The sequence below is a fragment of the Microbacterium sp. NPDC096154 genome, assembly GCF_040302945.1.
Taxonomy (GTDB): domain Bacteria; phylum Actinomycetota; class Actinomycetes; order Actinomycetales; family Microbacteriaceae; genus Microbacterium.
The window spans coordinates 68,527-93,464 of the sequence record NZ_JBEOSM010000004.1; the positions used below are offsets into that span (position 1 = coordinate 68,527).

Sequence of the window (24,938 nt, forward strand, 5' to 3'; positions counted from 1 at the left end):
GGCTGGTCAGCGCAGGATGAGCGCGGCGGCCCCTACGAGCGGGCCGTCATCGCCGAGCGCGCTGCGCACGACCCGTGTGGCCCGGGCGTAGGGGAGCACCGCCGCCTCGCGCAGGGCTGCGCCGACGAGCTCGACATAGTCGTCCGAGACGCGCGAGAACCCGCCGCTGATCGCGATCACATCGAGGTCGAGCAGGGTCGCGGCATTGGCGAGCCCCAGCCCGACGGTCGCGGCCGAGCGCTCGATCGCGGCGCGTGCGACGGCATCGCCCGCCGCGGCGTCGCGCGCGATGTCCTCACCCGACTCGCCCGTCCAGCCCTGAGAGCGCGCCCATGTCACGCTCGCTGGCCCTGACGCGATCTGCTCGAGCGTGAGGTCGCCGATCATCATCTGGCCGAGGTGGCCGGCGTTGCCCGAGGCGCCTCCGATGGGCGCCCCGTCGACCACGATGCCGCCCCCGACCCCCGTCGAGACGACGATCGAGAGCGACGCGCGCGATCCGGCGGCCGCTCCGATCCACGACTCGGCGAGCGCCAGGCATCCGCCATCGTGCCGCAGGCGCGTGGGGAAGTCGTGCCGCAGGCGCGTGGGGAAGTCGTCGCGTCGCAGGACGTCCGCGGTGGCACGTGCGGCCGCCTCGGCGAGGGCGTAGCCGTGCAGTCGTGGCATGTTGACCGGATGGATCGCCCCGGTCGTGAGGTCGATGGGACCCGCGCTTCCGATGCCGACGCCGGCGAATTCGGCATCCTGCGGCAGGTGCGCCAATGCCTGAGCGACCGTCGCGGCGATCGCCACGTCGAGGTCGGCGGGGGTCGCATCGCGACCGGATGGCCGCCGGTTGCGGCTCGCCGGCATGACCGCGCCGTCGGCCGACACCAGCGCGGCGTCGAGCTTGGTGCCGCCGAGGTCGAGGGCCAGCGCGAAGCGCGTCATGGTGCTTACTGCGGGTCGAGCCCGAGGTCGTCGAGGCCGATCGCGGCCCGCCACTCGAGACCCTCGGCCTCGATCGCGGCCTGCGCTCCCGTCGAGCGATCGACGATCACCGCCACCGCCACGACCTCCGCGCCCTCGCGGCGCAGCGCCTCGACGGCCTTGAGCGCCGACTGGCCCGTGGTGGAGGTGTCCTCGACGACGACCACGCGCCTGCCCTTCACGTCGGCACCCTCGATCTGACGGCCGCGGCCGTGGTCCTTGGGCTCCTTGCGCACGACGAACGCGTCGAGAGGCCGGTCGGTGCGGGCCGACTCGTGCATGACCGCGTTGGCGATCGGATCGGCCCCGAGCGTCAGGCCGCCGACCGCGACGACATCCGGGATGTCGGCGATGAGGTCGAGCATGATGCGTCCGATAGCGGGAGCCGCCCGGTGGTCGAGGGTGAGCTTGCGCATGTCGACGTAGTAGGTGGCCTTCTTGCCGCTCGAGAGCGTGAAGTCGCCGTGGAACACCGCCTCGTCCTTGATGAGGCCGATGAGGGCCTGGCGGTCGGACTCGAGCTCGGGCGTGGATGCGGGCATACCGGCAAGTCTAGAAGGGCGCCTCGTGCTGCCGCGTCAGTCCGCGGTGAGCAGCTCGTGCAGGGCGCGTTCGCCCATCCGGCGGATCCAGGCGTCGCCGTCCGTGGAGTCGAGCATCGCTGTGGCGACGTTGAGCGCCCAGCCGTATGCCCGGTGCCACACGGGGTCTTCGGTCGGATGGACCTCGGCGAGCGCCGCGCGGTAGGTCGCGCGCCCGTGGGCGTCGAACGCCAGCCAGGCGACGGCGAGGTCGGTGGCCGGATCACCCGCCGCCAGGTCGCCGAAGTCGATCACTGCCAGTCCGCCGTCGCGTGTCGCGAGCAGGTTCCCCGGATGCGGATCGCCGTGCAGCCACACGGGTGCTCGGTCCCACATCGGCGCGGCGGCGCTCGCGTCGAACAGGGCCCGCAGACGGGCGGCGTCGCCCCCGTGGTTGCGCACGAGACGGGCGCGGAAGGCCTCAGCACGGGTCGCGAGGGGCACTCCTCGCACGGGGTTGCGCGGAGCCTCGCCCGGCGCGGGGCGGTGAAGGGCGCGGTGGAACGCGGCAAGCGGTTCGGCAAGATGACGTCGTTCGCGCACCGGCACATCCGCGACGCGCGTTCCGTCGATCCACCGCAGCACCGACCACGCCCATGGATAGCCGTGCGCCGCGCTCGGCGCTCCGCGGCGTACGGGCACCGGAACCGGAACGCCTGCCGGCAACGCGGGGGCGAGCACCGGCAGCCAGCGCTGCTCGTGCCGGATGAGCTCCGCCGCGGCCTCGCGGCGAGGGAGCCGCAGGGCGAGGTCTGCGCCCAGCCGCAGCACGGTGTTGTCCCACCCGTTGGCCGCGATCCGGATGGGCAGATCGGCGAGGTCCGGGTGCTGCTCGGCCAGCAGCGCCCGCGCCAGCTCGACGGTGACGTCGATGTCCGGGGCGACCATGCCCCCGACCCTATCGGCGCGGGCGAGAGGCGTCCGTGGCCCTTATTAGGCTGGATCCATGCGGCTTGCCACCTGGAATGTGAACTCGATCCGCGCCCGCGTGGGGCGCATCGTCGCCTTCGCCGAGCGCGAGCACATCGACGTGCTGGCGATGCAGGAGATCAAGTGCAAGCCCGAGCAGTTCCCGTACGCGGAGTTCGAGGCAGCCGGCTATCACGTCGAGGCGCACGGTTTGAACCAGTGGAACGGCGTCGCGATCGCCAGCCGGGAGCCGATCGAGGATGTGGAGTATGCCTTTACGGGAATGCCCGGGTTCCTGAAGGGACACGAGGGCCCCGACGCCCCGCAGGAGGCGCGCGCCATCGGCGCCACGGTCGGGGGCGTGCGCGTGTGGAGCCTGTACGTGCCGAACGGCCGTTCGCTGAACGACCCGCACTACGTGTACAAGCTGCACTGGCTGAAGGCGCTCGAGCAGCACACGCGAGCCGCGCTGACGGCCGATCCCGACCTGCCGCTCGCTCTCGTGGGCGACTTCAACATCGCCCCGACCGACGCCGACAACGGCGACCCGCAGGTGGTCGAAGGCGCCACCACGCACGTGTCGCCCGCGGAGCGCGAGGCGTTCGCGGCGCTGGAGTCGGCCGGAGTGAGCGACGTGGTGCGTCCGCTCGTGCCCGAGGGCTTCACGTACTGGGACTACAAGGCGCTGAAGTTCCCCCGCAATCAGGGGCTGCGCATCGACTTCATCCTGGGCTCGCAGGCGCTGGCCGACGCGGTGACGGGAGCCGCCATCCACCGCGACGAGCGCAAGGGCGACGCCCCGAGCGACCACGTTCCCGTCGTCGTCGACCTCGACTTCCCGAGCGACGCCGATGACGACGACGTGCCCATGATCTTCGGCTGAGCCGGCTCCGCCGCCCGGGGGAGGACGAGTGCCGTGCGCATCCGTAGCGTGGAGGACATGTCCGCCTCCTCCGATCCCGCCTCCGCGCGCCTCGGTGTGACGCCCGGCGACCTCCGCCGCGACGTGGCGCTCGCCGTCGCGCTGTTCATCGCATCGATGCTGAGCGTCGCCCTGTCCACCGTGGCCCAGCTCTTCGCGTTCCAGGAGGACGGCGGCAACGGCTGGTCCGTGCTCTTCAGCGCCCTGACGACCCTGCCGCTCGCGGTGCGACGGCGCTATCCGGTGGCCGTCGCGCTGGTGATCTGCGCGTCCTACTTCGCGGGCGTCTCGTTCGAGTCGATCGAGCTGTACGTGAGCCAGGTCACGATGTTCATCGCGTTCTACACCGTGGGCGCGTGGGTGGACGACCGGCGTCGGGCCCAGTGGAGCCGGATGCTCATCATCGCGGGGATGTTCGTATGGATGCTCGTGGAGACATATCTCGGCGCGGTGAACCCGACCGAGGAGGCCGAGCTCTACGCGGGCGCGTTCTCGCCGTACCTGGCGTACATGCTCATCCTGTGGCTCATCAACGTGGCGTACTTCGGCGGGGCCTACGTGCTCGGCGACCGGGCATACGCCGCCGCCCGTGACCGGGAGTCGCTGCGACGGCGCACGCGCGAGCTGGAGGAGGAGCGCGAGACCTCCGCCACGCAGGCCGTGGCGCTCGACCGCATCCGCATCGCGCGAGAGCTGCACGACGTGGTCGCGCACCACGTCTCGGCCATGGGCGTGCAGGCCGGGGCGGCCCGCACCGTGATGGATCGCGACCCGGATGCCGCGCGCGGCATGCTGGCCTCGGTCGAGCACTCGGCCCGCTCCGCGATCGACGAGCTGCATCACCTGCTGGACACGCTGCGCTCCCCGGAGGAGGACGACCCCGCCCCTTCGACCGTGCGCATCGACGCGCTGGAGGACCTCGCGCACGAGGTGTCGGCGGCCGGCACGCCCACGTCGTTCATGGTGATCGGCAATCCAGTGGACCTTCCCGAGGTGGTGCACGTGAACCTCTACCGCATCGCGCAGGAGGCGCTCACGAACGCGCGCCGGCACGGAGGTCCGGACGTCACGGCCGACGTGCGGCTGCGGTACGAACCGGGCGCCGTCGAGCTGGAGGTCTCCAACACGGGCCGCGTGCGGCCCGGCGCCCGGCCGGGCGTGGGCCAGCTCGGCATGCGCGAGCGTGCGATCGCTTCGGGCGGACAGCTCGACTTCGGCCCGCGCACGCGCGGCGAGGCGGGGGAGCGCGACGGCTATCTCGTGCGCGTGCGCGTGCCCCTGCGCGAGCCGGCGGCGACCGCCGCGGCGGGAGCGGGCGCATGAGCGCGCGGGTGCTGCTGGTCGATGACCACGCGACGATGCGGATGGGCTTCCGCGCCATCCTCGAAGCATCCGGCATCGAGGTGATCGGCGAGGCGGCCACGGGCGCCCAGGCGGTCACGGCGGCCGCAGCCCTGCGCCCCGACGTGATCTGCATGGACGTGCAGATGCCCGATGTCGACGGCATCGAGGCGACCCGTCGCATCCTGCGCGCGGCGGGGGAGCGCCCGCCGCGCATCGTGATCGTGACGACCTTCGACCGCGACGACTACCTCTTCGCCGCCCTGGATGCCGGCGCGAGCGGCTTCCTGCTCAAGAACGCCGGCCCCGAGGAGCTGGTGGCCGCCGTGCGGGTGGTGGCCGCAGGCGACGCGCTGCTGGCGCCCGAGGTGACGCGCCGCGTGATCGAGCGCTTCGGGAGGGGCCCGCGCGACGAGCCGGCGCCGCCGCGCGATCCCGGCCTCACCGAGCGCGAGGGCGAGGTGCTGCGGCTGCTCGCGCAGGCGCTCAGCAACGCCGAGATCGCCGAGCGCCTCTACATCGGCGAGGCCACGGTCAAGACGCACGTGTCGAACGTGCTGCAGAAGCTCGGCGCACGCGACCGCGTCGCCGCTGTCGTATACGCCCACCGCCACGGGCTCGCCTGAGGCACAGGCCGCCCCGCCTCGCGGCGGAACGACCGAGGGCCGCTCGCCCGCGCGGGGGAGCCCGAGAATCCACCCGCCGGGGGATCCGCGGGCATCCGCGCCCTCCCTAGCGTGAAGGCAACGGAAGAAGGGATCGCGGATGCTGCAGTTGCGCGGGATCGTGAAGAGCTACGGCGACAGGCGGGCGCTCGATGACGTGTCGTTCGACGTCGCGCCGGGACGACTGACGGGCTTCGTCGGCGGCAACGGCGCGGGCAAGACCACCACGATGCGCATCGTGCTCGGCCTGCTCGCCCACGAGGCCGGAGACGTCACGCTCGACGGCACGCCGCTCACGGCGGCCGACCGCCGGGACTTCGGGTACATGCCCGAGGAGCGCGGGCTCTACCCCAAGATGAAGGTGCTCGAGCAGATCGTGTACCTGGCTCGCCTGCACGGGTTCTCGAAGCAGGATGCCACCGAGCGCGCGACCGCGTTGCTCGAGCAGCTGGGCCTGGGGGAGCGCCTGAACGACAACGTCGAGTCACTGTCGCTCGGCAACCAGCAGCGGGCGCAGATCGCAGCCTCGCTCGTGCACGACCCGAAGGTGCTGATCCTCGACGAGCCGTTCTCGGGTCTCGACCCGCTCGCTGTCGACGTGGTCGCGGGAGTGCTGCAGGAGCGCGCGTCGCAGGGCACATCCGTGCTGTTCTCGTCGCACCAGCTCGACGTGGTCGAGCGCCTGTGCGACGACCTCGTCATCATCGCGGGCGGCGTGATCCGCGCGAGCGGCTCGCGCGAGCAGCTGCGCGCAGCGCACTCGTCGCACCGCTACGAGCTCGTCTCATCCGGCGACACCGGATGGCTGCGCGAGCAGCCGGGCATCGAGGTCGTCGACTTCGCCGGCGGATACGCGGTGTTCGAGGCCCACACCGATGCCGCCGCGCAGGATGTGCTGCGACAGGCTGTCGCGCGCGGCGACGTCGCGAGCTTCGCCCCGCAGCATCCCTCTCTCGCCCAGATCTTCAAGGAGGTCATCCAGTGAGCGCCACCACCACAAGGCCCGGGGGCAACCGGGCCGCCGCACGTGCATCCGACCTCTCTCCGGTGCAGGCCACGTGGCTCGTCGCCGAGCGCGAGATCGGCTCGAAGCTGCGCAGCCGCTCGTTCGTGATCTCCTCGATCGTGCTCGTGCTGATCGCCCTCGCGGCTGTGCTGTGGGGCGGCTTCACCGCCGGACAGGAGGAGACGACGAAGGTCGCCGCGCCCGCCGACGCCGCCGCTGCGGTGCAGGATGCCCCGGGCCTCGAGATCGTCGACGCGGCGGACCGCGCCGAGGCGGAGACGCTCGTGCGCGACGGCGACGTCGAGGCCGCGATCGTGGTCGACGACGCCTCGCCGACGGGACTCACGGTCATCGCCGAGAGCGACGTACCGTCGGGGCTGGTGCAGGCGCTGTCGGTGCAGCCGACGGTCGAGCTGCTCGACGAGGACGCGCTCAATCCGCTGCTGCGCTACTTCGTCGCCTTCGGGTTCGGGCTCGTGTTCTTCATGGCGGCCATGACGTTCGGCGCGACCATCGCCGCGAGCGTGGTGGAGGAGAAGCAGACGCGCGTGGTCGAGATCCTGATCTCCGCCATCCCGACCCGCGTGCTGCTGGCGGGCAAGGTGATCGGCAACACGGTGCTGGCGATGGGGCAGATCCTGTCGCTCGTGGCAGTCGCGGTGATCGGGCTGGTCGTCACCGACCAGGTGGCGCTGCTGCAGGGCCTGGGCGCGCCGGTCGTGTGGTTCGCCGTGTTCTTCCTGTTCGGGTTCATCCTGACGGCGGCCCTGTTCGCGGCGACCGGGGCCATGGTGTCGCGGCAGGAGGACATCGGCTCGACGACCGGCCCCGTCACCTACCTCGTGATGGCGCCGTACTTCATCGTCATCCTGTTCAACGACAACCCCGTCGTGATGACGATCATGTCGTACGTGCCGTTCTCGGCCCCGGTCGGGATGCCCGTGCGCCTGTTCTTCGGCGAGGCGCTGTGGTGGGAGCCGCTGCTGTCGCTGGCCGTCCTGCTCGCCTCGTGCATCGCCGTGATCGGCATCGGCGCCCGCATCTACGAGAACTCGCTGCTGCGCATGGGCGCCCGGGTGAAGCTGCGCGAGGCGCTCAGCGCCTGATGCACACCAATGTGCGTGTGCATTCGGCCGGGAGTACAGCTGGTCGAGTGCACACGCACTTCGGTGTGCATTCGGGCGGGCGTACAGCTGGTCGAGTGCACACGCACTTTGGTGTGCATTCGGGGCGGGAGCACGCGGGTGGGACCGCGGGGAGAGGTGCCCGCGGGCGGGATCGATTCAGGGGAATAGAATCGGGCGGGCGCGGGGTTGCATCCCCGCGGAGGGCAACGGCGCCCCGGACATCGATCCCGACCCTGAGGAGACGAAGAATGGGCGCTGCCACGCTCGACCGCACCGCGACCACCGACCACCCGGTGCTCGACGTCCTCGCCGGACGTTGGAGCCCGCGTGCGTATGACGCGGAGACCCCCATCGACGAGCAGAAGCTCGCGAGCGCCCTCGAGGCCGCTCGCTGGGCCCCGTCGGCCATGAACCTGCAGCCGTGGAAGTTCATCGTCGCGCGCCGCGGCAGCGCCGAGCACGCGGCCATCGCCGAGACGCTCATGGGCTTCAACCAGGCGTGGGCGCCCGCCGCCGCCGTGCTGATCGTCGCGATCGCCGAGACCCACGACGCCGACGGCAACGAGATCCCGACCGCGCTCTACGACCTCGGCCAGGCCATGGCGCACCTGTCGGTGCAGGCGCACCACGACGGCCTCGTCGTGCACCAGATGACGGGGTTCGACCCGGCCGCCATCGCCGAGCGCTTCCAGCTCGCGCAGAACGAGCGTCCCTTCACGGTCACCGCGCTCGGCGAGTTCGGCGACCTCGAGGCGCTGCCTGAGGCCCTCCGCGAGCGCGAGATCGCGCCGCGCACGCGCCGCCCGATCGCGGAGTCGCTCGTCGTCAACGCCTGATCGCGCACACGCGGAGGGGCTGGTGGGATGATCCCACCAGCCCCTCCGCCGCATCCGGACGCACGCGGTCACCGCATGTAATCGGGTTGCCGTTCGACCAGCTCGAGGTCGCGCACCAGGTCGACCATGTCGTCGGCCGAGAGCCCCGCGTCGCGGGAGCACGTGACCTCGGCGTCGAGCAGGATGCCCGCTCCGTTCATGTCGCGTGTGGCGTTCGCGCGCCGTTCGGCAGCGTACACATCGGCGTCATCCGGCAGCTCGACGTAGGGCACGGGGAACTCCACGCTCATGCCGGATCCGCGCACCGGGTAGTACTGGCTGACGCGCGGCTCGTAGACCGGGAAGTCCCAATCGGCGTTGCTCACGTGCTGATACGCGGTGCTGCGCAGGTCGTCGCCATCCGGGTCGGTCATGCCCCAGTCCATACGGTGCAGCGACAGCTCGCAGGGCTCGGTGGCGTGCACATACCGGGCCAGCAGCGAGTCCTCGGTCTCATACAGGTCGCCGTCCGGCTGCCACACCGGTGCGGGGACATCGAAGTACAGCGGCCGGTCGACCACCCCGGTGAGCGGGATGCCGCCGTCCGGCTGATCGGCGGACTCGCCCGTGATCTCCGGGATGTCGTACGCCTCTTCCGCGTACTCGTCCCCGCCGTCGCCATCGGCGCTCGTCGCGATCCCGATGCCGGCGATCAGCAGGATGACCACCACGATCGCCCCCAGCACGAGCCCCGCGCATCCGGCGGCCTTGCGTGCCGCCCCTCCCGCCGCCGCTCCCGCGGCGCGCTTCGTGGCGGTCCAGCCCTTGCCCCCGTCGGCGAGGTCGCGGCGCACCGCGTCGACCATTGACGCGCCTTGGGGAGTGGACGACAGCCGCGCCGCCAGGGCATCCCGGCGCTGCACGAGCTCGTCGCGATGCGCGGCGATGCGAGCCCGCTGCGCATCGGTCATCCCGCGGCGCACGCCGTCATACGCCTCGGCCGCAGCCTCACGCAGCCCCGTCTGCTCATCCCGCGCCGCGTCGGCCGACGCGGCGATGTGCTGCGCGGCCTCCGCCACCTCGGCGGGCAGCGGCTGAGCGGCGAGGTGCTGCGCGGCCTCGACGACCTGCGCCGGCACAGGCTGCGCAGCGGCCTGCGCGACGATGTCGTCGGCCACCGTGGGCAGCTCGCCGAGCGGCGCTCCCACATCCGGTGCCGTGGGCTGCGGCGCCGTCGGGCCGGCCGCGTCGGTTCCGCCGGCCTGCCCGCCGGCCCTTCCGCCGGCCTCCGTCGCCGATGTCGCCGATGTCGCGAAGCTCAGCGGCGCCAGCCCCGGCAGCTCGACCTTCGGCAGGTCGAGCGACGCGAATCCTTCCGGTCCGCCGAGGTCGGGCAGGCCGGGAACCACGGCCCGCGGGGGCGCGAACCCGCTCACCTCGGGCTGCGGCAGCCCGCCACTGGGGCGTGCGCCATCCGGCGCCACGTCCCCCTGCGGCGAGTCGGCATCCTGCGGCGAGTCGGGCGAGTCGGGCATGGCCACATCCTGCCGCACCCGGCGCACCTCCCGCCGCCCGCAGGCTCAGTCGTCCACGATCTCCGCGTCGATCACGTCGTCCCGGTCGTCCTCATCCGGCGCGGGCGCCTGGCTCTCGCTGGTGACGACCAGCTGCGAGCCGTCGGCCGCGACGTCCACGCGCACCGTGTCGCCGTCGCGCACGCCGCCCGACAGGATGGCCAGGGCCAGCCGGTCCTGGATCTCGCTCTGGATGAGACGGCGCAGCGGGCGCGCGCCGAACAGCGGGTCGTAGCCGCGGTCGGCCAGCCAGGCCCGCGCATCCGGCGTGACGGCGAGCGTGAGCCGGCGGTCCGCGAGTCGCCGCTGCAGCAGGTCGACCTGCAGCTCGACGATCTGCGCGAGGTCGTCCTGGCTGAGCGCCTGGAACATCACGATGTCATCGAGGCGGTTCACGAACTCGGGCTTGAACGCCTGCCGCACCAGCTGCAGCACCTGTTCGCGCTTGCCCTCCAGCGAGATCGTGGGGTCGATCAGGATCGGAGAGCCCAGATTCGACGTCAGGATCAGGATCACGTTCTTGAAGTCGACCGTGCGGCCCTGCCCGTCGGTCAGGCGCCCGTCGTCCATCACCTGCAGCAGCACGTCGAACACCTCGGGGTGCGCCTTCTCGACCTCGTCGAGCAGCACGACGCTGTACGGACGGCGCCGCACGGCCTCGGTCAGCTGGCCGCCCTGCTCGTAGCCGATGTATCCCGGAGGGGCGCCCACCAGGCGCGACACCGAGTGCTTCTCGCCGTACTCCGACATGTCGATGCGCACCATCGCGTGCTCGTCGTCGAACAGGAACTCGGCGAGCGCCTTGGCCAGCTCGGTCTTGCCGACGCCGGTGGGGCCGAGGAACAGGAACGATCCCGTGGGGCGGTTCGGGTCGCTGATGCCCGCGCGCGAGCGACGCACGGCGTCGGCGACGGCCTTCACGGCGTCCTTCTGCCCGATCAGGCGGCGCTCGAGCTCGGCCTCGAGGTGCAGCAGCTTCTCGGTCTCGCCCTGCAGCAGCCGGCCGACGGGGATGCCCGTCCACGACGCGATCACCTGCGCGATGTCGTCGTCGGTGACCTGCTCGTTGACCATCCGGGGCTCGTCGGCGCCCAGGTCGGCCTGCCGCTCGGCCTCGGCGAGCTGCTGCTCGAGCTGCTTGATGGTCTCGTACTGCAGACGGGAGGCCTTCGCGTAGTCAGCCTCGCGCAGCGCGCGGTCGCGCTCGGTCACGGCCTCGTCCAGGCGCTTCTTGAGGTCACCCACCCGGTTCAGGCCGCCCCGCTCGCGCTCCCATCGCGCCTCGAGGGTCTTCAGCTCGGCCTCCGACTCGGCCATCTGCTCGCGCAGCTTGGCCAGCCGCTCCTTCGACGCCGGATCCTTCTCCTTCTTCAGGGCCAGCTCCTCGAGCCGCATCCGGTCGACCTGGCGCTTGAGCTGGTCGATCTCGACGGGCGACGAGTCGATCTCCATCTTGAGGCGGCTCATGGCCTCGTCGATCAGGTCGATCGCCTTGTCGGGCAGCTGCCGGCTCGGGATGTAGCGGTTGGAGAGCGCCGCCGCCGCGACCAGCGCGCTGTCGCTGATCGTCACGCCGTGGTGCGCCTCATAGCGGCCCTTGAGCCCGCGCAGGATGGCCACCGTGTCCTCGACGCTGGGCTCGCCCACGTACACCTGCTGGAAGCGGCGCTCGAGCGCGGCGTCCTTCTCGATGAACTCGCGGTACTCGTTGAGCGTGGTGGCGCCGATCAGCCGCAGCTCGCCGCGCGCCAGCATGGGCTTGAGCATGTTGGAGGCCGCGACAGAGCCCTCGCCGCCGCCCGCGCCCATCAGCACGTGCAGCTCGTCGATGAAGGTGATCACCTGGCCCTCGGATTCGGTGATCTCCTTGAGCACGTTCTTGAGACGCTCCTCGAACTGGCCCCGGTACATCGCTCCGGCCACCAGCGCCGACATGTCGAGGCTGATGAGGCGCTTGTCCTTGAGGCTCTCCGCCACGTCGCCCGCCACGATGCGCTGCGCGAGCCCTTCGACCACGGCGGTCTTGCCCACGCCGGGCTCGCCGATCAGCACGGGGTTGTTCTTCGTGCGGCGTGTGAGCACCTGGCTGACGCGCCGGATCTCGGAGTCGCGCCCGATCACGGGGTCGAGCTTGCCCTGACGCGCCCGCTCGGTCAGGTCGATGCCGAACTGCTCGAGCGCGCTCTGCTGCTCCTGCTGCTGATCCGCCATGTGATGCCTCCCGAAGACGTCGCCGACAAACTTGAGTCTTGCTGGCTCAAGTTTAGCAACGGATGCCCGCAGGTGGCTAGATCCGGTTCGAGCGATCGCCGCCAGGCGCGCCTCCGCCGAGGGCATGTCCCACTTCTGGCCCGTATCACCCGAGGCGTGTCCCACTTCTGGCCCGTATCACCCGAGGCGTGTCCCACTTCTGGCCCGTATGACCCGCTGATTCCGGCCACACGTGGGACATGCCGCCCCGCGCCCCGCGCCCCACGCCCCGCACCCCGCACCCTCCGCCCCGCGCCTCGCGACCCGCGCCGGGCCACGCGGCTAGGCCGCCGTGGTCACCTCAGACCGCTTCGGCGGGCACGCGAAGCGGGCGCGATAGGCGGTGGGCGTCGTGCCCAGCACGCGCGAGAAGTTCTGGCGCAGCACGGCGGCCGAGCCGAAGCCGCACTCGTCGGCGATCCGGTCGAGACCCCACTCCGTGCGCTCGAGCAGGCGCTGGGCCTGGATGATGCGCTGCCGCGCGAGCCAGGCCGCGGGCGTCGTACCGTAATCGGCCTTGAACCGGCGGGCGAACGTGCGCGGTGACATGTGAGCGCGGTTCGCCAGCAGCTCGACCGTGAGGTCGCGGTGCAGGTTCTCGAGGGCCCAGTCGGCGACCGGCGCGAGCGACAGGCCCGTGTGGTCGGGCATGGGCTTCAGGATGAACTGCGCCTGCCCACCTTCGCGCTGCGGAGCGACCACCATGCGCCGCGCGATGCGATTGGCCGCCTCGGCGCCGAGCTCTTGCCTCAGCAGGTGGAGACACGCGTCCAGCCCCGCTGCGGTGCCGGCGCTCGTGATGATGCGGCCATCCTGCACGTAGAGCACATCCGGATCGACGTCGATGCGCGGGTACATGCGCGCCATGGAGTCGGCGTACATCCAGTGCGTGGTGGCGCGGCGCCCGTCGAGCACGCCGGCAGCGGCCAGCACGAACGCGCCGCTGCACACGCTCAGCAGCCACGCGTCGCGCTCGACGGCCGACCGGATGACCGCCGCCACGCGGGTGTCGATGCGGCCCCACGCCGATCTGGGCTGGGTCGAGACCACGATGATGTCGGCCGTCTCGGCGAACGTCAGGTCGTGCTCGACGTTGATCGAGAACCCGAGGTTCGAGGTCACGGCGCCGGGTTCGGGCGCGACGATGCGGAAGTCGAACCGCTCGATGCCCTCATCCGACCGGTCGAGGCCGAACGCCTCGCAGGCGACGCCGAACTCGAACGGCGCGAAGCCCTCCTGCACGATGCACGCGACGGTTCTCATGGACGCCTTTCGATTGGCAGGTTTCCTGCGTTTCGCGTCGATCCTGCCACTGTTGGCAGGATCACTGCAAGCGCAGGATGTCTGCCATGATCATCCTCATCCTCCTCACGGTCCTCGGGGCGCTCGGCATCGCCGCCACCGTTCGCGAGGTGCGCCTCGACGGCTACGGCCGTGTGCGCACGGATCCGCGCCGCCTGCCGACGCGCGACTGAGCGACCCAGCGACTCAGCGACCCAGCGACTCAGCGACCCGGCGACCCAGCGACTCAGCGACCGGGACCGCCGAGCCTCAGCACCCGCTCGTACACCGCCACCATCGCGGCCGTGCGCGACGACTGGCGGAACTTCACGGGCATCTCGGGGTCGGGCAGGGGAGCGGCCCCCGCCTCGATGTCGGCGGCCGCGCGGCGCAGGGTCGCGGCGAGCGCCGCGACCCGCGCGGGCTCGTCGGCCGGGGCGTCCACGCGCCACACCCCGACCCCGATCTCGCCGGCGATGTCGGGGTCGCTGATGACCGACGGCGTCCCGAGGCATGCGGCCTCGAACGGGGTCATGCCCTGGGTCTCGAAGCCGATCGAGGTCTGCACGAGGGCATCGGCCGCGGCGATGCGGCGCAGGGTCTCGTCGTAGCTCAGCCGTCCGGCGAACCGCACCGTGGCCTCGAGCCCGCGCTGGGCGACGAGCCTGCGGGCGGCGGCGAGCTGCGCGCCGCCGCCGATCACCTCGACCTCGCACGCGACTGCCGCTCGGGCGACCGCCTCGAGGAACGGCAGCAGCCGCTTCTCGGCGCTCATGCGCCCCAGCCAGACGAACCGCGGCGGGCCCGGCCGGCGTCCCGTCGGCGCATCGGCGAGCACGCGGTCGAGCACGTCGTCGTCGATGCCGTTCCAGACGACGTCGACGGCGCCGAACACGCCGTTCGCCTCCAGGCGGCGAGCGAAGTGCCCCGACGGCGCCGTGACGGCCCGCGCCCCGCGCGCGAGCCCGGCGAGGTACGCCCAGCCCCCGCGCCCGGTGTCGGCGCCGCCCGGCAGCCCCCGCAACGCGAGCCGGCGCCACCGGTTGAGCGCACCCAGCACGAGACCGGGGAACGGCGCGGTCGCCTCGATCCCGACGTCGACCCGGTTGTGCATCGTGTGCACCACCGGCACCCCATGGCGCCCCGCGTAGCGATAGCCGAGGAACGCGGCCCAGAAGTCGGCCTGCATGTGCACGAGGTCGACGGGCGGACGCCCCGCGACTCCGCGGTCGATCGCGCGGTCGGCCGCCCGGCCCGGCCAGCTGAAGCCGTACTCCCGGTCGAGCGTGACGGGCACCGAGGCCAGATCGATGTAGCCCGGATCATCCGGGTTGGTGCGCGCACGGTCTCCGTGGCGCCGCGGCGCGACGATCGTGACCGTGTGCCCCGCGCGCTCGAGGTAGCGCCGCTGCAGCCGGATCGAGACCTGCGCTCCGCCGAGCGTCTCGACGTGCTGGTCCGCGAACATCAGGATGTGCATGCCGCGCCGCCGCCGATCCGGATCAGCCGGGCAGCGTGTCGTCGCCGGGCGCCGGACGATCGGGGTTCCGGGAGCCCCGATAGAGCGCCTCGAACGTGTCGAGCGTGCGGTTGATGTCGTGCACGAGCACCCCGTCGAGCGACGCCTGCTGCATGCGCCGGCGCTCTTCGGGCGAAGCGGTCAGCACGGTCGTGAGCTTGGCCGCGAGTTCGTCGGCGTCGCCCGGCGTGAAGAGGTAGCCGTTGTCGCCGTCGTGCACCAGGTGCGGCAGGGCCACGGCGTCGGCCGCGACGACAGGCAGCCCCGAGGCCATGGCCTCCATGGTGGCGATCGACTGCAGCTCGGCGATCGACGCGATCGCGAACACGCTGCCGCGCGTCAGCGTCGCGCGCAGGTGCTCGTCGGTCGAACGACCGTGGAAGACCACACGGTCCAGCACGCCCAGCTCGGCGGCGAGCGCCTGCAGGGCGTGCTCCTGGTCGCCCTGCCCGACCAGGTCGAGCTTGGCGTCCAGCGCCGGATCGAGCTTCGCCAGCGCCCGCAGGATGACGTCGACCTGCTTCTCGGCGGTCATCCGGCCGACGAACACGATGCGGTTCTCGGTGCGGGGCGTGAGGTCTGCCGTGTACTGCGTGCGGTCGATGCCGCAGCTGATGGGGATCACGCCGTCGATGCCGGTGGCGGCCTTGAGGAAGTCGGCCGCCCGCCGCGTGGGCGTCGTGACCGCCGAGGCGAGGTCGAACGTGCGCTTGGCATCGTCCCACGCGAGCTTGATGAACAGCCGGTTCGCCCACTCGGGCAGCGTCGTGTAGTCGAGGATGTTCTCTGGCATCACGTGGTTCGTCGCGACGATGCGGATGCCGCGCTTGCGCGCCTCGCGCGCCAGACCGCGACCGATGACGATGTGCGACTGGATGTGCACGACGTCGGGCTTGACGCGATCGAGCACCCGACGAGCGTGGTGCTTGGCGCGCCACGGCCACACGAAGCGCAGCCACTCGTGCCACCACAGCTTGACCGAGGGCAACCGGTGCAGCGTCATCGGCTGCCCCTCGATCGTCTCGGTGCGGTTCGGCTCGTCGACGTGACGCGTGTTGGGCGCCGCCACGTGCACATCGTGCCCGCGCTGCACGAGCCCCGCGGCGAGTCGCTCGGCGAACCGCGCGGCGCCGTTGATGTCGGGGGCGAAGGTGTCGCAGCCCAGCAGGATGCGCAGGGGCTTTGGTTCGGAGGAGGAGTCGGTCACGGCGGCCTCGCTGTATCGGTCGCGGCAACGCCCGCGGGCGCGCGGCGTCAGGGAAGTCGAGGTCAGAGCCTAACCGACCGAGGTATGACGCCCCCGGAGGCGTGCCGGGGTCCAGCGAGCCGGGCGGCCATGTCCCCCTTCGCGCCCGTTTCACCCCAACCGTGTCCCACTTCGCGCCCATATGGCGGGCTCATTCCGGCCACAAGTGGGACACCGCTCCGGCCGCGCGCGGCACGCGCTTCCGCCCGCCCCGAACAGCGCGTTCGCGGCCCGACAGGATGGGCTCGCGCCCGAGCCGTCAGGCCTGGGCGGCCCACCACTCGCGCAGGCGGCGTTCGGCCTCCTCGGGGCCGAGCACGCCCTCGTCGAGGCGCAGGTCGAGCAGGAAGCGGTAGGCCCTGCCCACCTCCGGCCCGGGCTTGATGCCGAGCACCTCCTGGATGCGGTTGCCGTCGAGCTCGGGACGGATCGAGTCGATCTCCTCCTGCTCACGCAGGGCCACGATGCGCGCCTCGATGTCGTCGTACGCCCGGGCCAGACGCACGGCCTTGCGCTTGTTGCGCGTGGTGACGTCGGCCCGGGTCAGGATGTGCAGCCGCTCGAGCTGGTCGCCCGCATCGCGCACGTACCGACGCACGGCCGAGTCGGTCCAGGCGCCCTCGGCGTATCCGAAGAACCGCAGGTGCAGCTCGATCAGCTTGGTCACGGCGTCGGTCGTCTCACCGTCGAACCGCAGGGCCTGCAGGCGCTTGCGCGCCATCCGCGCCCCCACGATGTCGTGGTGGTGGAACGTGACCACGCCGCCCTTCTCGAGCTTGCGCGTGCGGGGCTTGCCGATGTCGTGCAGCAGCGCCGCCAGCCGCAGCGCGACATCCGGCTGCTGGTCGGGGAAGCGCTCGTGCTCGTGCTCGATCGCCTGCCGCAGCACCGTGAGCGAGTGCTCGTACACGTCCTTGTGGTGGTGGTGCTCGTCGACCTCGAGCCGCAGGGCCGAGACCTCCGGGAGGAACTGGTCGATGAGCGCGCTCTCGACCAGCACCCGGATGCCGCGCACCGGATCGTCGGTTCCCAGCAGCCGCGTGAGCTCGCTCTGCACCCGCTCGGGGCTGACGATCGAGAGCGTCTCGCGCAGGGCCGACACGGCCTCCAGGGTGCGCTCCTCGACGTCGAACCCCAGCTGCGACGAGAAGCGCGCGGCGCGCAGCATGCGCAGGGGATCGTCGCCGAAGCTGATGCGCGGATCGATCGGGGTGCGCAGCACGCCCGCGATCAGGTCTTCGACGCCGCCCGTCGGGTCGACGAGCTTGACCTCGGGCACCTTGAGCGCCATGGCGTTGACCGTGAAGTCGCGCCGTGTCAGGTCGGCCTCGAGCGTGTCGCCGAACTCGACGGTGGGCTTGCGGGTGACACCGTCGTAGCTGTCGGCGCGATACGTCGTGATCTCCACCTGCTCGCCGCGCACGCGCGCGCCGATCGTGCCGAACGCGCGTCCGATGTCCCACTGCGCGCTCGAGATCGGCGTGACGATGCGCAGGATGTCGTCGGGCCGCGCATCCGTCGTGAAGTCCAGGTCGTGCGTCGTGCGGCCGAGCAGCGCGTCGCGCACGGGCCCGCCCACGATGGCGAGGTCGTGTCCGGCGTCGGCGAACGCCCGAGCCAGGGTCGACACCACGGGCGAGGCCGCGAGTTCGCCGAGACGGGCGACGCCGGCGGCCATGTTGAGCATGGTCTTCAGTCTACGGAGGGCGTCGGACGCGTCCGACCCGGCCCGCATCGGACGCCGCCCGCCCGCCTCGGTGTCCGACCCCGCCGATAGCCTGGACCCATGCGCGCGACCCTCCTCCACGGCCCCGGCGACGTCCGCTTCGAGCAGGTGCCGGATCCCGTCATCCGCGAGCCGCGCAACGCGATCGTGCGGGTGGTCGCCTCCTGCGTCTGCGGATCCGACCTCTGGCACTACCGCGGCGCCACGACCGCTCCCTCCCAGCCGCAGCGCATCGGCCACGAGTTCATCGGCGTCGTCGAGGAGGTCGGAGCGGATGTCTCGCGCGTCAAGGCCGGCGACTTCGTGATCGCGCCGTTCTACGACTGCGACATGACGTGCCCGAACTGCCGCAACGGGTTCAGCACGTCGTGCCTCGAGTCGGGCTGGTGGGGCGGCTCCGACCACGCCGGCGACGCCATGGACGGCGGCCAGGGAGAGTACGTGCGCGTGCCGCACGCCGACGGATCGCTCACGGTCGTGCCCGGCGGCACGCCGGACGACGCCCTGCTCCCGAGCCTGCTGACGCTGTCGGACGTGTTCCTGACCGGGCACCACGCGGCCGTGTCGGCCGGCGTGAGCAAGGGCTCGACCGTCGTTGTCGTGGGCGACGGCGCCGTCGGCCTCAGCGGGGTGCTGGCGGCGAAGCGCCTGGGCGCCGAGCGCATCGTCGCGATGTCACGCCACGAGCCGCGTCAGGCCGTGGCGCAGGCGTTCGGGGCGACCGACATCCTCACCCAGCGCGGCGACGAGGGCGTCCAGGCCGTGAAGGACATGTTCGGCGGCATCGGACCGGATGCCGTGCTCGAGTGCGTCGGCACCAAGGAATCGATGGATCAGGCCCTGCGTTCGGCCCGGCCCGGCGGGCAGGTGGGTTTCGTGGGCGTGCCGAACGGCGGCCCTGAGCTGCCGGTGCGCACCATGTTCCGTTCGAACGTGGGCGTGCGCGGCGGCGTCGCGCCGGTGCGCAACTACGTCGACGAGCTGCTGCCCGAGGTGCTGTCGGGCGCGATCGAGCCGGGTCGGGTCTTCGACCTGACGCTGCCGCTCTCCGATGTGGCCGCGGCCTACGCGGCCATGGACGAGCGCCGCGCGATCAAGTCGCTGCTGCTGCCCGGCGCCGCGCGCCCGTGACGGCGGTCCTGCTCGCGCTGGCCTGCGCGGTCGCGTACGGCCTGTCCGACTTCCTCGGCGGCCTGTTCTCCAAGCGGCACAGCGCCTGGACCATCGCACTGTGGAGCCAGCTCGGCGCGCTGCTCACCGCCGGCGCGCTGGGGCTCATCCTGGGCGGCACGCCGCTTCCGGTCGACCTGATGTGGGCCGTCGTAGCGGGGATCGGCTCGGGCCTCGGCGGCGCGTTCCTGTATCGCGGACTCGCCGGCGGCCGCATGAGCGTGATCGCTCCGATCTCCGCCGTCGTGAGCGCTGCGGTGCCCGTGGTCGTCGGCGTCGCGACAGGGGAGCGGCCGCAGCCGCTCGCCTGGGTCGGCATCGCCGTCGGGCTCGTGGCCATCTGGCTCGTGGCGCGCACGCCCGATCCCGCCGGCGCGCCGGACGCCGTCTTCGCCCGGCCCTCCGGCACGGCCGCATCGATCCGCGATGGGGTGCTCGCGGGCATCGGCTTCGGAACGTCGTTCGCCGCGATCGGCCAGGTGCGCGAGCAGGCCGGCCTGTGGCCCAACGCCGCGAGCATGCTGACGGCCGTGGTCGTGCTGCTCGTGGCCGCGCTGCTGGTGCGCGCCCCGCTGACGCTGCCGCGTCGATCCGCCGCGCTCGCGCTGCTGCCGGGCGTGCTGGGCGCGGTCGCCCTCACGTTCTTCCTGCTCGCCACCCAGCACGGCCTCCTCACCGTGGTGTCGGTGATCTCGGCGCTCTACCCGGCGGCCACGGTCATCCTGGCGGCCGTCGTGCTGCGGGAGCGGATCCACCGCGGGCAGAGCATCGGCCTGGCGGCCTGTGCCGTCGCCGTGGCGCTCGTCGCCCTGGCCTGACGCTCCCGGCACGGCCACCGGCGCGCCGGCGTCAGGCGAAGGCGAGGAACCCGTCGATCACCAGCTCGCGCACCCGCGGCAGCAGCTCGGCGCGCAGGGCGTCGCCGTCGACCTCGAGCAGGTCGGCGATCGCGGCGATGAGCGGCCCGACGGCCAGCTCGCCGTCGCACGCCCCCACAAGCGCCGCCAGGCCCGGATCCACCTGGATCGACCGCCCGAACCCCGCGCCCTGCCGCAGCTCGATCACCTGCGGGTCGCCGATGCCCGGCAGGTGGTGTCGGGCCTCGGTGACGTCGGCCGCCGTGCGCAGGATGGCTGTCGCGAGCGCGTCGTCGTCCATGCCGGCGAGCCGGTCGTGCGCGGCCAGCGCGAGCGCGAGGTGCGAGCCGAGCCCGCCCTCGGAGGGGATCGGCTGGCTCACGCGCTCGTACCGGCCCAGCTGCGGGACCCCGTCCGGCGCGCGCCGCAGCAGCACGTACCCGAAGCCGATGGACGTCACGCCGCGCTCCGCGAAGTCGTCGAGCCAGGCGGTCAGCATGGCGTCGTGACGCGGCGAACCCGGCGTCGTGCCGCCATCCCGGATCCACATCTCGGCGTACTGGATCGGGTTCAGCTGCTCACGCTCGACCACCCACGCCTCGAGAGGCACGGGGGAGGCGTCGACCCACGCGCGCACCCGCTCGAGGCCATCGACGCCGTCGCGCGACTCCCAGTTGCCGAGCAGCTGCGCGACTCCGCCCGGCACCAGGTGGGCCCCGACGCCACGCACCACCTGCTCGACGAGCGCGTCGCCCACCAGCCCGCCGTCGCGGTATTCGTAGCCGGGCACGCCGGTGACCCGCGGAGTGATCACGAACGGCGGGTTGGTCACGATCCGGTCGAACGTCTCCCCGGCCACGGGCTCGAACAGGCTGCCGTGGCGGGTCTCGACGTGCTCGTCGTGGTTGAGCAGCGCGTTCAGGCGGGCGAACGCCAGCGCTCGCTCCGACAGGTCGGTGGCGACGACGGACGTCGCGTATCGGCGCGCGCGCAGAGCCTGGATGCCGCATCCGGTGCCGAGGTCCAGCACTCGACCGGCGGGGGTCGGAAGCTGCAGCCCGGCGAGCGTGAGCGAGGCGCCGCCCACGCCGAGAACGTGGTCCTCCGCGAGGGCGCCGCCGCCGAGCGCCAGTTCGTCGAGGTCGCTGGCGAACCACCACTCGCCCGCCCCGTCGGTGTCGAGGTACGACTGCGGGCGGATGATCGCCCGCGGCTCGACGATGTCATCACGAAGCGCAGCCAGGCCCAGGGCCCGCAGACCCGTGGCGCCGAGCCGCGGCAGGGCTGCGTCCACGGCGGCGAGCGGCTGGGCGACCCCGAGCACGAGCAGGCGGCCCAGCGTCGCCAGGGCATCGGACCGGTCGCCGAGCCCCCGCAGCGCCGGCACGCGCAGCCCCCGGCCGATCGCGTCGTCGGCCTCGACCCCCCACGCGGCGCGCAGTGCCTCGGAACGGAAGCGCGCGGCCTGCAGGTCAGCGGCCAGCACCGCGCAGAGGTCGGGATCGGGGTTCGGGGTCACGGCACCATTCAACCCCGAACCCCTGTCCCGGTTGTGGCCCATCCGCGCCGGCGCGTGTCCCACTCCTGGCCCTTGTCGAGGGCTCTTTCCGGCGTGAAGTGGGACACGGCCCCGGCATCCGCGGGCACTGGCGCACACATCGATCCACCTCCTCACCGGGGCTTTCAGCCGATTCTTAGGATTCTTCGAGCACAGACTCTGGCACTCTCACCACGAGAGTGCTAAATCATGTATCGAGTCCTCATGACTCAGGTCTGAACCGCCACGAACAGACAGGAGGAGGATCACGATGGCGATGTTCTTCGACCCGTTCCACGAGTTCGACCGCATGGCCGAGCAGCTCTTCGACCGGCAGGGCCCCCGGGTGATGCCCATGGACCTCTACCGCGACGGTGACCACTACGTGCTGAGCGCCGACCTGCCCGGCATCGACCCGGGCAGCGTCGACATCGACGTGGACGGCCAGCTGCTCACCATCCGTGCCGAGCGCACCGCCCGCAGCGGAGAGGGCGTGAAGTGGATCACGCGCGAGCGCCCGACGGGGTCGTACCTGCGTCAGCTCAACCTGGGGCAGGGCATCGACACCGCCGCCATCTCGGCGACCTACGACAACGGCGTGCTGAGCGTGCTCATCCCGATCAGCGAGAGGGCAAAGCCCCGCAAGGTCGAGGTGCAGCGCTCGGTCGCCGGAGCGCAGGACGTCACTCCCGAGCTCACGGCGTGACCCCCGCACCCCAGGGGACCCGGATCATCCGGGTCCCCTTTCGCATGCCGGGAGATACGGCGCCGGATGTCTGGCTCCCGGCCGCGGTGTGGTCCACCTGCACGCCACCCACGTGCCGCCGACAGCCCGGCCGGAACGCCCGTGACGGCGCGAGGTTTTGCGCTGCACCTCGGCGGAGGCGCACGTCACGCGTCGCGACGAGCCCCCTCCGACGGCTCGATGGTGAAGCAGTGCGGCGCCGTGTAGCCGCGCGCGGCGAAGGCGCGGGCCGCCTCGTGGGCCACCACGTCGACCGCCTCGACCTCCACCAGAGCCACGGCCGAGCCGCCGAAGCCGCCGCCGGTCATGCGGGCGCCGAGCGCCCCCGCCTCGAGCGCGGTCTCCACGGCCAGGTCGAGCTCGGGCACCGAGATCTCGAAGTCGTCGCGCATGGAGGCATGCGAGGCGACCAGCAGCTCGCCGATGGCACGAGGGCCGGATGCGCTCAGCACCCCGACCGTGTCGAGCACGCGCTGGTTCTCGGTGACGATGTGCCGCACGCGGCGGAAGGTGACGTCGTCCAGGATGTCGCGCGCGCGATCCAGGTCGGCCGCCGCCACGTCGCGCAGGGCAGGGACACCGAGGGCGGCAGCGCCCCGCTCGCAGGCGGCACGACGGTCCCCGTACCCGCCCGTCGCGTGCGCGTGCTTGACCCGCGTGTCGATCGCGAGCAGCGCGAGCCCCTCGCGCCCGAGGCCGAGGTCGACCGAGCGCGTCTCGAGGGTGCGGCAGTCGAGGAATGTCGCCGCGTCGGCGCGCCCCATGATCGACGAGACCTGGTCCATGATCCCGGTCGGCGCTCCCACCGCCTCGTTCTCGGCCCGGCGTCCCACTCGGGCCTTGTCGAGGGGCTCGAGGCCGAGGTCCCACAGCGTGTCGAGGGCGGTCGCGACGGCTCCCTCGATCGCGGCCGACGACGACAGCCCCGCCCCGATCGGCACGTCCGACGCGATCGCGATGTCCACACCCGCCACGTCGCCCGCCTCGCGCCGCGCCGCCGCGAGCGCAGCCCATGCCACGCCCAGCGGGTAGGCGGCCCACTCGGGCACGCGTCCCTCCGCCACGGCGCTCCCCGCCGCTCCGCCGAACGTCGCCTCCAGGTCGGCGACGCGCAGCTCCACCGCGTCCGGCGCGAACGTCGACGCGACCCGGATGAGCCCGTCGCCCCGCATGCCCGCAGCGGCATACGTGCGGTGCTGGATGGCGAAGGGCAGCACGAATCCCTCGTTGTAGTCGGTGTGCTCGCCGATGAGGTTGGCACGACCGGCCGACGACCATACGCCCTCGGGCGCCCTGCCGGTCAGCGAGCCGAACAGGTCACGGGCATCCTGCAGCGCCGTCATCTCGGCTGGCTCCCTTCGATCGATCCGCCGGCCGTCGTGTCGCCCGACGCCGGATCGGCGACTCGGGCGATCGCCTCGCGCAGCCGGTCGGCGGCCTGCTCGGGCGGGATGTCGCCGATCCAGGCGCCCATCGCGGCCTCCGATCCGGCCAGGTACTTGAGCTTGTCGGCACCCCGGCGCGGCGACGTCAGCTGAAGGTGCAGGCGCGCGGTGTCACGCCCCACCGCCACCGGCGTCTGGTGCCAGGCCGCGATGTACGGCGTGCCACCCGCGAACGCGGCATGCGATTCGTCGCCGTACAGCGCGTCGATGCCGCGCAGCAGCCGCAGGTACAGCGGCGCGAGCTCATCGCGCTCCTGCGCGGTCAGGGCCGCGAAGTCGGGCGCGTGGCGGCGTGGCGCCAGATGCACCTCGATCGGCCAGCGCGCCGCGAACGGCACGTACGCGATCCAGTGCTCGCCCTCGAGCAGCACGCGGGGGCCATCCTGCTCGAACGCGATGATGCGCTCGAACAGGTCGGGGCCCTCCCGCTCGATGGAGGCGAGCAGCGACGTCGTGCGGGGCGTGACGTACGGGTACGCGTAGATCTGACCGTGCGGGTGCTGCAGCGTCACGCCGATCTCGGCGCCGCGGTTCTCGAACACGAACACCTGCCGCACGCCGGGGAGGGCCGACAGCGCCGCGGTGCGATCGGCCCAGGCCTCGATCACCGTGCGCGCACGTGTGACCGACTGCGTTCCGAACGATCCCGTGCGCTCGGGGCTGAAGCACACGACCTCGCATCGCCCGACCGAGGTGCGCGAGCGGCCCAGCCCGGGGGCGTCGAGGTCGTCGAGCCCGCGGGGCGGATCGACGGCGACGGGTGCCGCGCCCACGGCCTCATCGAGGGCGGGGCCGAACGAGGGCGAGCGGTTCTCGAACACCGCCACGTCGTACAGGCTGGGCAGCTCCGACGGGTTGGTGGGCGACTGCGGAGCGAGCGGGTCGAGGTCGGCCGGAGGCATCACGACGCGGCTCTGACGGGCGGCGGCGACCGAGATCCAGTCGCCTGTCAGCACGTCGCGCCGCATGGTGGCCGTCTCGGGCCGCGGGGTCAGCTCGCGCTCATCCATCCGGCGCTCGGGCGGCAGGCTCGTACCGGGGTCGTCGTAGTAGATCAGTTCGCGGCCGTCCGCGAGCACGGCGTTGCGGCGCACGACTCCTGCGCCGAGCGCGACACCCTCGGGCACGGGTGGGTTCTGCGGGTTCGTCATGGGATCCTTCGCATGTTGACGTCAACATGCATGATAGAGGCGGCTCACCCCGCGGCCGCAAGGAGGCAGGGCTGTGGCGGAGGGGCGCTGCGGCAGGTG

Annotated in this window: 22 protein-coding genes; 10 read left to right on the forward strand and 12 right to left on the reverse strand. The window is 72.2% G+C overall.

Going from position 1 to position 24,938, the window contains the following annotated elements; genetic code table 11:
• Window positions 1-6 precede the first annotated feature (6 nt).
• Genes ABTW64_RS06895 through ABTW64_RS06905 form a run of 3 tightly spaced genes read right to left on the reverse strand, consistent with a single transcriptional unit; the run spans window position 7 to window position 2,441 of the window.
• Complete coding sequence (locus ABTW64_RS06895) at window positions 7-933, reverse strand: ROK family protein (protein ID WP_350620656.1); 927 nt, start codon at window positions 931-933, stop codon at window positions 7-9.
• Between the two features lie 5 nt (window positions 934-938).
• Window positions 939-1,514 carry an orotate phosphoribosyltransferase gene (gene pyrE / locus ABTW64_RS06900; protein WP_350620658.1) on the reverse strand — a complete coding sequence of 192 codons (576 nt, stop codon included), beginning with the start codon at window positions 1,512-1,514 and terminating at the stop codon, window positions 939-941.
• Window positions 1,515-1,550: 36 nt separating this feature from the next.
• Window positions 1,551-2,441 carry an aminoglycoside phosphotransferase family protein gene (locus ABTW64_RS06905; protein ID WP_350620660.1) on the reverse strand — a complete coding sequence of 297 codons (891 nt, stop codon included), beginning with the start codon at window positions 2,439-2,441 and terminating at the stop codon, window positions 1,551-1,553.
• 58 nt (window positions 2,442-2,499) lie between these two features.
• On the opposite strand from ABTW64_RS06905, the gene ABTW64_RS06910 reads away from it, so the two are divergent.
• The 6 genes from ABTW64_RS06910 to ABTW64_RS06935 all read left to right on the forward strand — a co-directional run bounded on the left by ABTW64_RS06910 (window position 2,500) and on the right by ABTW64_RS06935 (window position 8,359).
• On the forward strand, window positions 2,500-3,345 hold the full coding sequence (locus ABTW64_RS06910; protein ID WP_350620662.1) for an exodeoxyribonuclease III: 846 nt from the start codon (window positions 2,500-2,502) through the stop codon (window positions 3,343-3,345).
• A gap of 57 nt (window positions 3,346-3,402) precedes the next feature.
• Window positions 3,403-4,707, forward strand: a complete 1,305-nt coding sequence (locus ABTW64_RS06915; protein ID WP_350620664.1) for a sensor histidine kinase — start codon at window positions 3,403-3,405, stop codon at window positions 4,705-4,707.
• Window positions 4,704-5,351, forward strand: a complete 648-nt coding sequence (locus ABTW64_RS06920) for a response regulator (protein ID WP_350620666.1) — start codon at window positions 4,704-4,706, stop codon at window positions 5,349-5,351. The genes ABTW64_RS06915 and ABTW64_RS06920 overlap by 4 nt, the downstream gene beginning before the upstream one ends.
• A gap of 139 nt (window positions 5,352-5,490) precedes the next feature.
• Complete coding sequence (locus tag ABTW64_RS06925; protein ID WP_350620668.1) at window positions 5,491-6,375, forward strand: ABC transporter ATP-binding protein; 885 nt, start codon at window positions 5,491-5,493, stop codon at window positions 6,373-6,375.
• The gene (locus ABTW64_RS06930) at window positions 6,372-7,502 is read left to right on the forward strand and encodes an ABC transporter permease (RefSeq protein ID WP_502892307.1); all 1,131 of its coding nucleotides are present in this window, start codon (window positions 6,372-6,374) and stop codon (window positions 7,500-7,502) included. The genes ABTW64_RS06925 and ABTW64_RS06930 overlap by 4 nt, the downstream gene beginning before the upstream one ends.
• A 269-nt stretch (window positions 7,503-7,771) precedes the next feature.
• A complete protein-coding gene (locus tag ABTW64_RS06935; RefSeq protein WP_350620670.1) occupies window positions 7,772-8,359 on the forward strand; it encodes a nitroreductase family protein in 588 nt (195 codons plus the stop codon).
• 68 nt (window positions 8,360-8,427) lie between these two features.
• Here the strand turns inward: ABTW64_RS06935 and ABTW64_RS06940 are convergent, their stop codons facing one another.
• From ABTW64_RS06940 to ABTW64_RS06950, 3 genes are all read right to left on the reverse strand, one after another.
• The gene (locus tag ABTW64_RS06940; protein WP_350620672.1) at window positions 8,428-9,873 is read right to left on the reverse strand and encodes a hypothetical protein; all 1,446 of its coding nucleotides are present in this window, start codon (window positions 9,871-9,873) and stop codon (window positions 8,428-8,430) included.
• Between the two features lie 45 nt (window positions 9,874-9,918).
• Window positions 9,919-12,123: an ATP-dependent Clp protease ATP-binding subunit gene (locus tag ABTW64_RS06945; protein WP_350620673.1), complete on the reverse strand. Its 2,205-nt coding sequence runs from the start codon at window positions 12,121-12,123 to the stop codon at window positions 9,919-9,921.
• 321 nt (window positions 12,124-12,444) lie between these two features.
• On the reverse strand, window positions 12,445-13,425 hold the full coding sequence (locus tag ABTW64_RS06950; protein ID WP_350620675.1) for a GlxA family transcriptional regulator: 981 nt from the start codon (window positions 13,423-13,425) through the stop codon (window positions 12,445-12,447).
• Window positions 13,426-13,511: 86 nt separating this feature from the next.
• Here ABTW64_RS06950 and ABTW64_RS06955 point away from each other — a divergent pair, with 86 nt between their 5' ends.
• Window positions 13,512-13,637, forward strand: coding sequence for a hypothetical protein (locus ABTW64_RS06955; protein ID WP_350620677.1), 126 nt, complete (start codon window positions 13,512-13,514; stop codon window positions 13,635-13,637).
• Between the two features lie 53 nt (window positions 13,638-13,690).
• On the opposite strand, the gene ABTW64_RS06960 is transcribed toward ABTW64_RS06955, so the two are convergent.
• From ABTW64_RS06960 to ABTW64_RS06970, 3 genes are all read right to left on the reverse strand, one after another.
• Entirely contained in the window at window positions 13,691-14,923 is a 1,233-nt protein-coding gene (locus ABTW64_RS06960) for a glycosyltransferase (RefSeq protein ID WP_350620679.1), read from the reverse strand.
• A gap of 22 nt (window positions 14,924-14,945) precedes the next feature.
• Complete coding sequence (locus ABTW64_RS06965) at window positions 14,946-16,169, reverse strand: glycosyltransferase (RefSeq protein WP_350620681.1); 1,224 nt, start codon at window positions 16,167-16,169, stop codon at window positions 14,946-14,948.
• A 298-nt stretch (window positions 16,170-16,467) separates the two neighbouring features.
• Window positions 16,468-17,895: a CCA tRNA nucleotidyltransferase gene (locus ABTW64_RS06970; RefSeq protein WP_350620683.1), complete on the reverse strand. Its 1,428-nt coding sequence runs from the start codon at window positions 17,893-17,895 to the stop codon at window positions 16,468-16,470.
• Between the two features lie 99 nt (window positions 17,896-17,994).
• On the opposite strand from ABTW64_RS06970, the gene ABTW64_RS06975 reads away from it, so the two are divergent.
• Window positions 17,995-19,065 (forward strand): zinc-dependent alcohol dehydrogenase family protein, encoded by a 1,071-nt coding sequence (locus ABTW64_RS06975; protein ID WP_350620685.1) that lies wholly within the window; start codon window positions 17,995-17,997, stop codon window positions 19,063-19,065.
• Window positions 19,062-19,922, forward strand: coding sequence for an EamA family transporter (locus ABTW64_RS06980; protein ID WP_350620687.1), 861 nt, complete (start codon window positions 19,062-19,064; stop codon window positions 19,920-19,922). Before ABTW64_RS06975 ends, ABTW64_RS06980 begins: the two co-directional genes overlap by 4 nt.
• Window positions 19,923-19,953: 31 nt before the next feature.
• Here the strand turns inward: ABTW64_RS06980 and ABTW64_RS06985 are convergent, their stop codons facing one another.
• Window positions 19,954-21,522 carry a DUF7059 domain-containing protein gene (locus ABTW64_RS06985; RefSeq protein WP_350620689.1) on the reverse strand — a complete coding sequence of 523 codons (1,569 nt, stop codon included), beginning with the start codon at window positions 21,520-21,522 and terminating at the stop codon, window positions 19,954-19,956.
• 247 nt (window positions 21,523-21,769) lie between these two features.
• Here ABTW64_RS06985 and ABTW64_RS06990 point away from each other — a divergent pair, with 247 nt between their 5' ends.
• On the forward strand, window positions 21,770-22,204 hold the full coding sequence (locus tag ABTW64_RS06990; protein ID WP_350620691.1) for an Hsp20/alpha crystallin family protein: 435 nt from the start codon (window positions 21,770-21,772) through the stop codon (window positions 22,202-22,204).
• 185 nt (window positions 22,205-22,389) lie between these two features.
• Here the strand turns inward: ABTW64_RS06990 and galK are convergent, their stop codons facing one another.
• Both galK and galT read right to left on the reverse strand, forming a co-directional pair.
• Window positions 22,390-23,586: a galactokinase gene (gene galK / locus ABTW64_RS06995; RefSeq protein ID WP_350620693.1), complete on the reverse strand. Its 1,197-nt coding sequence runs from the start codon at window positions 23,584-23,586 to the stop codon at window positions 22,390-22,392.
• Window positions 23,583-24,839, reverse strand: coding sequence for a galactose-1-phosphate uridylyltransferase (gene galT, locus ABTW64_RS07000; protein WP_350620695.1), 1,257 nt, complete (start codon window positions 24,837-24,839; stop codon window positions 23,583-23,585). Before galT ends, galK begins: the two co-directional genes overlap by 4 nt.
• Window positions 24,840-24,938: the final 99 nt, after the last annotated feature.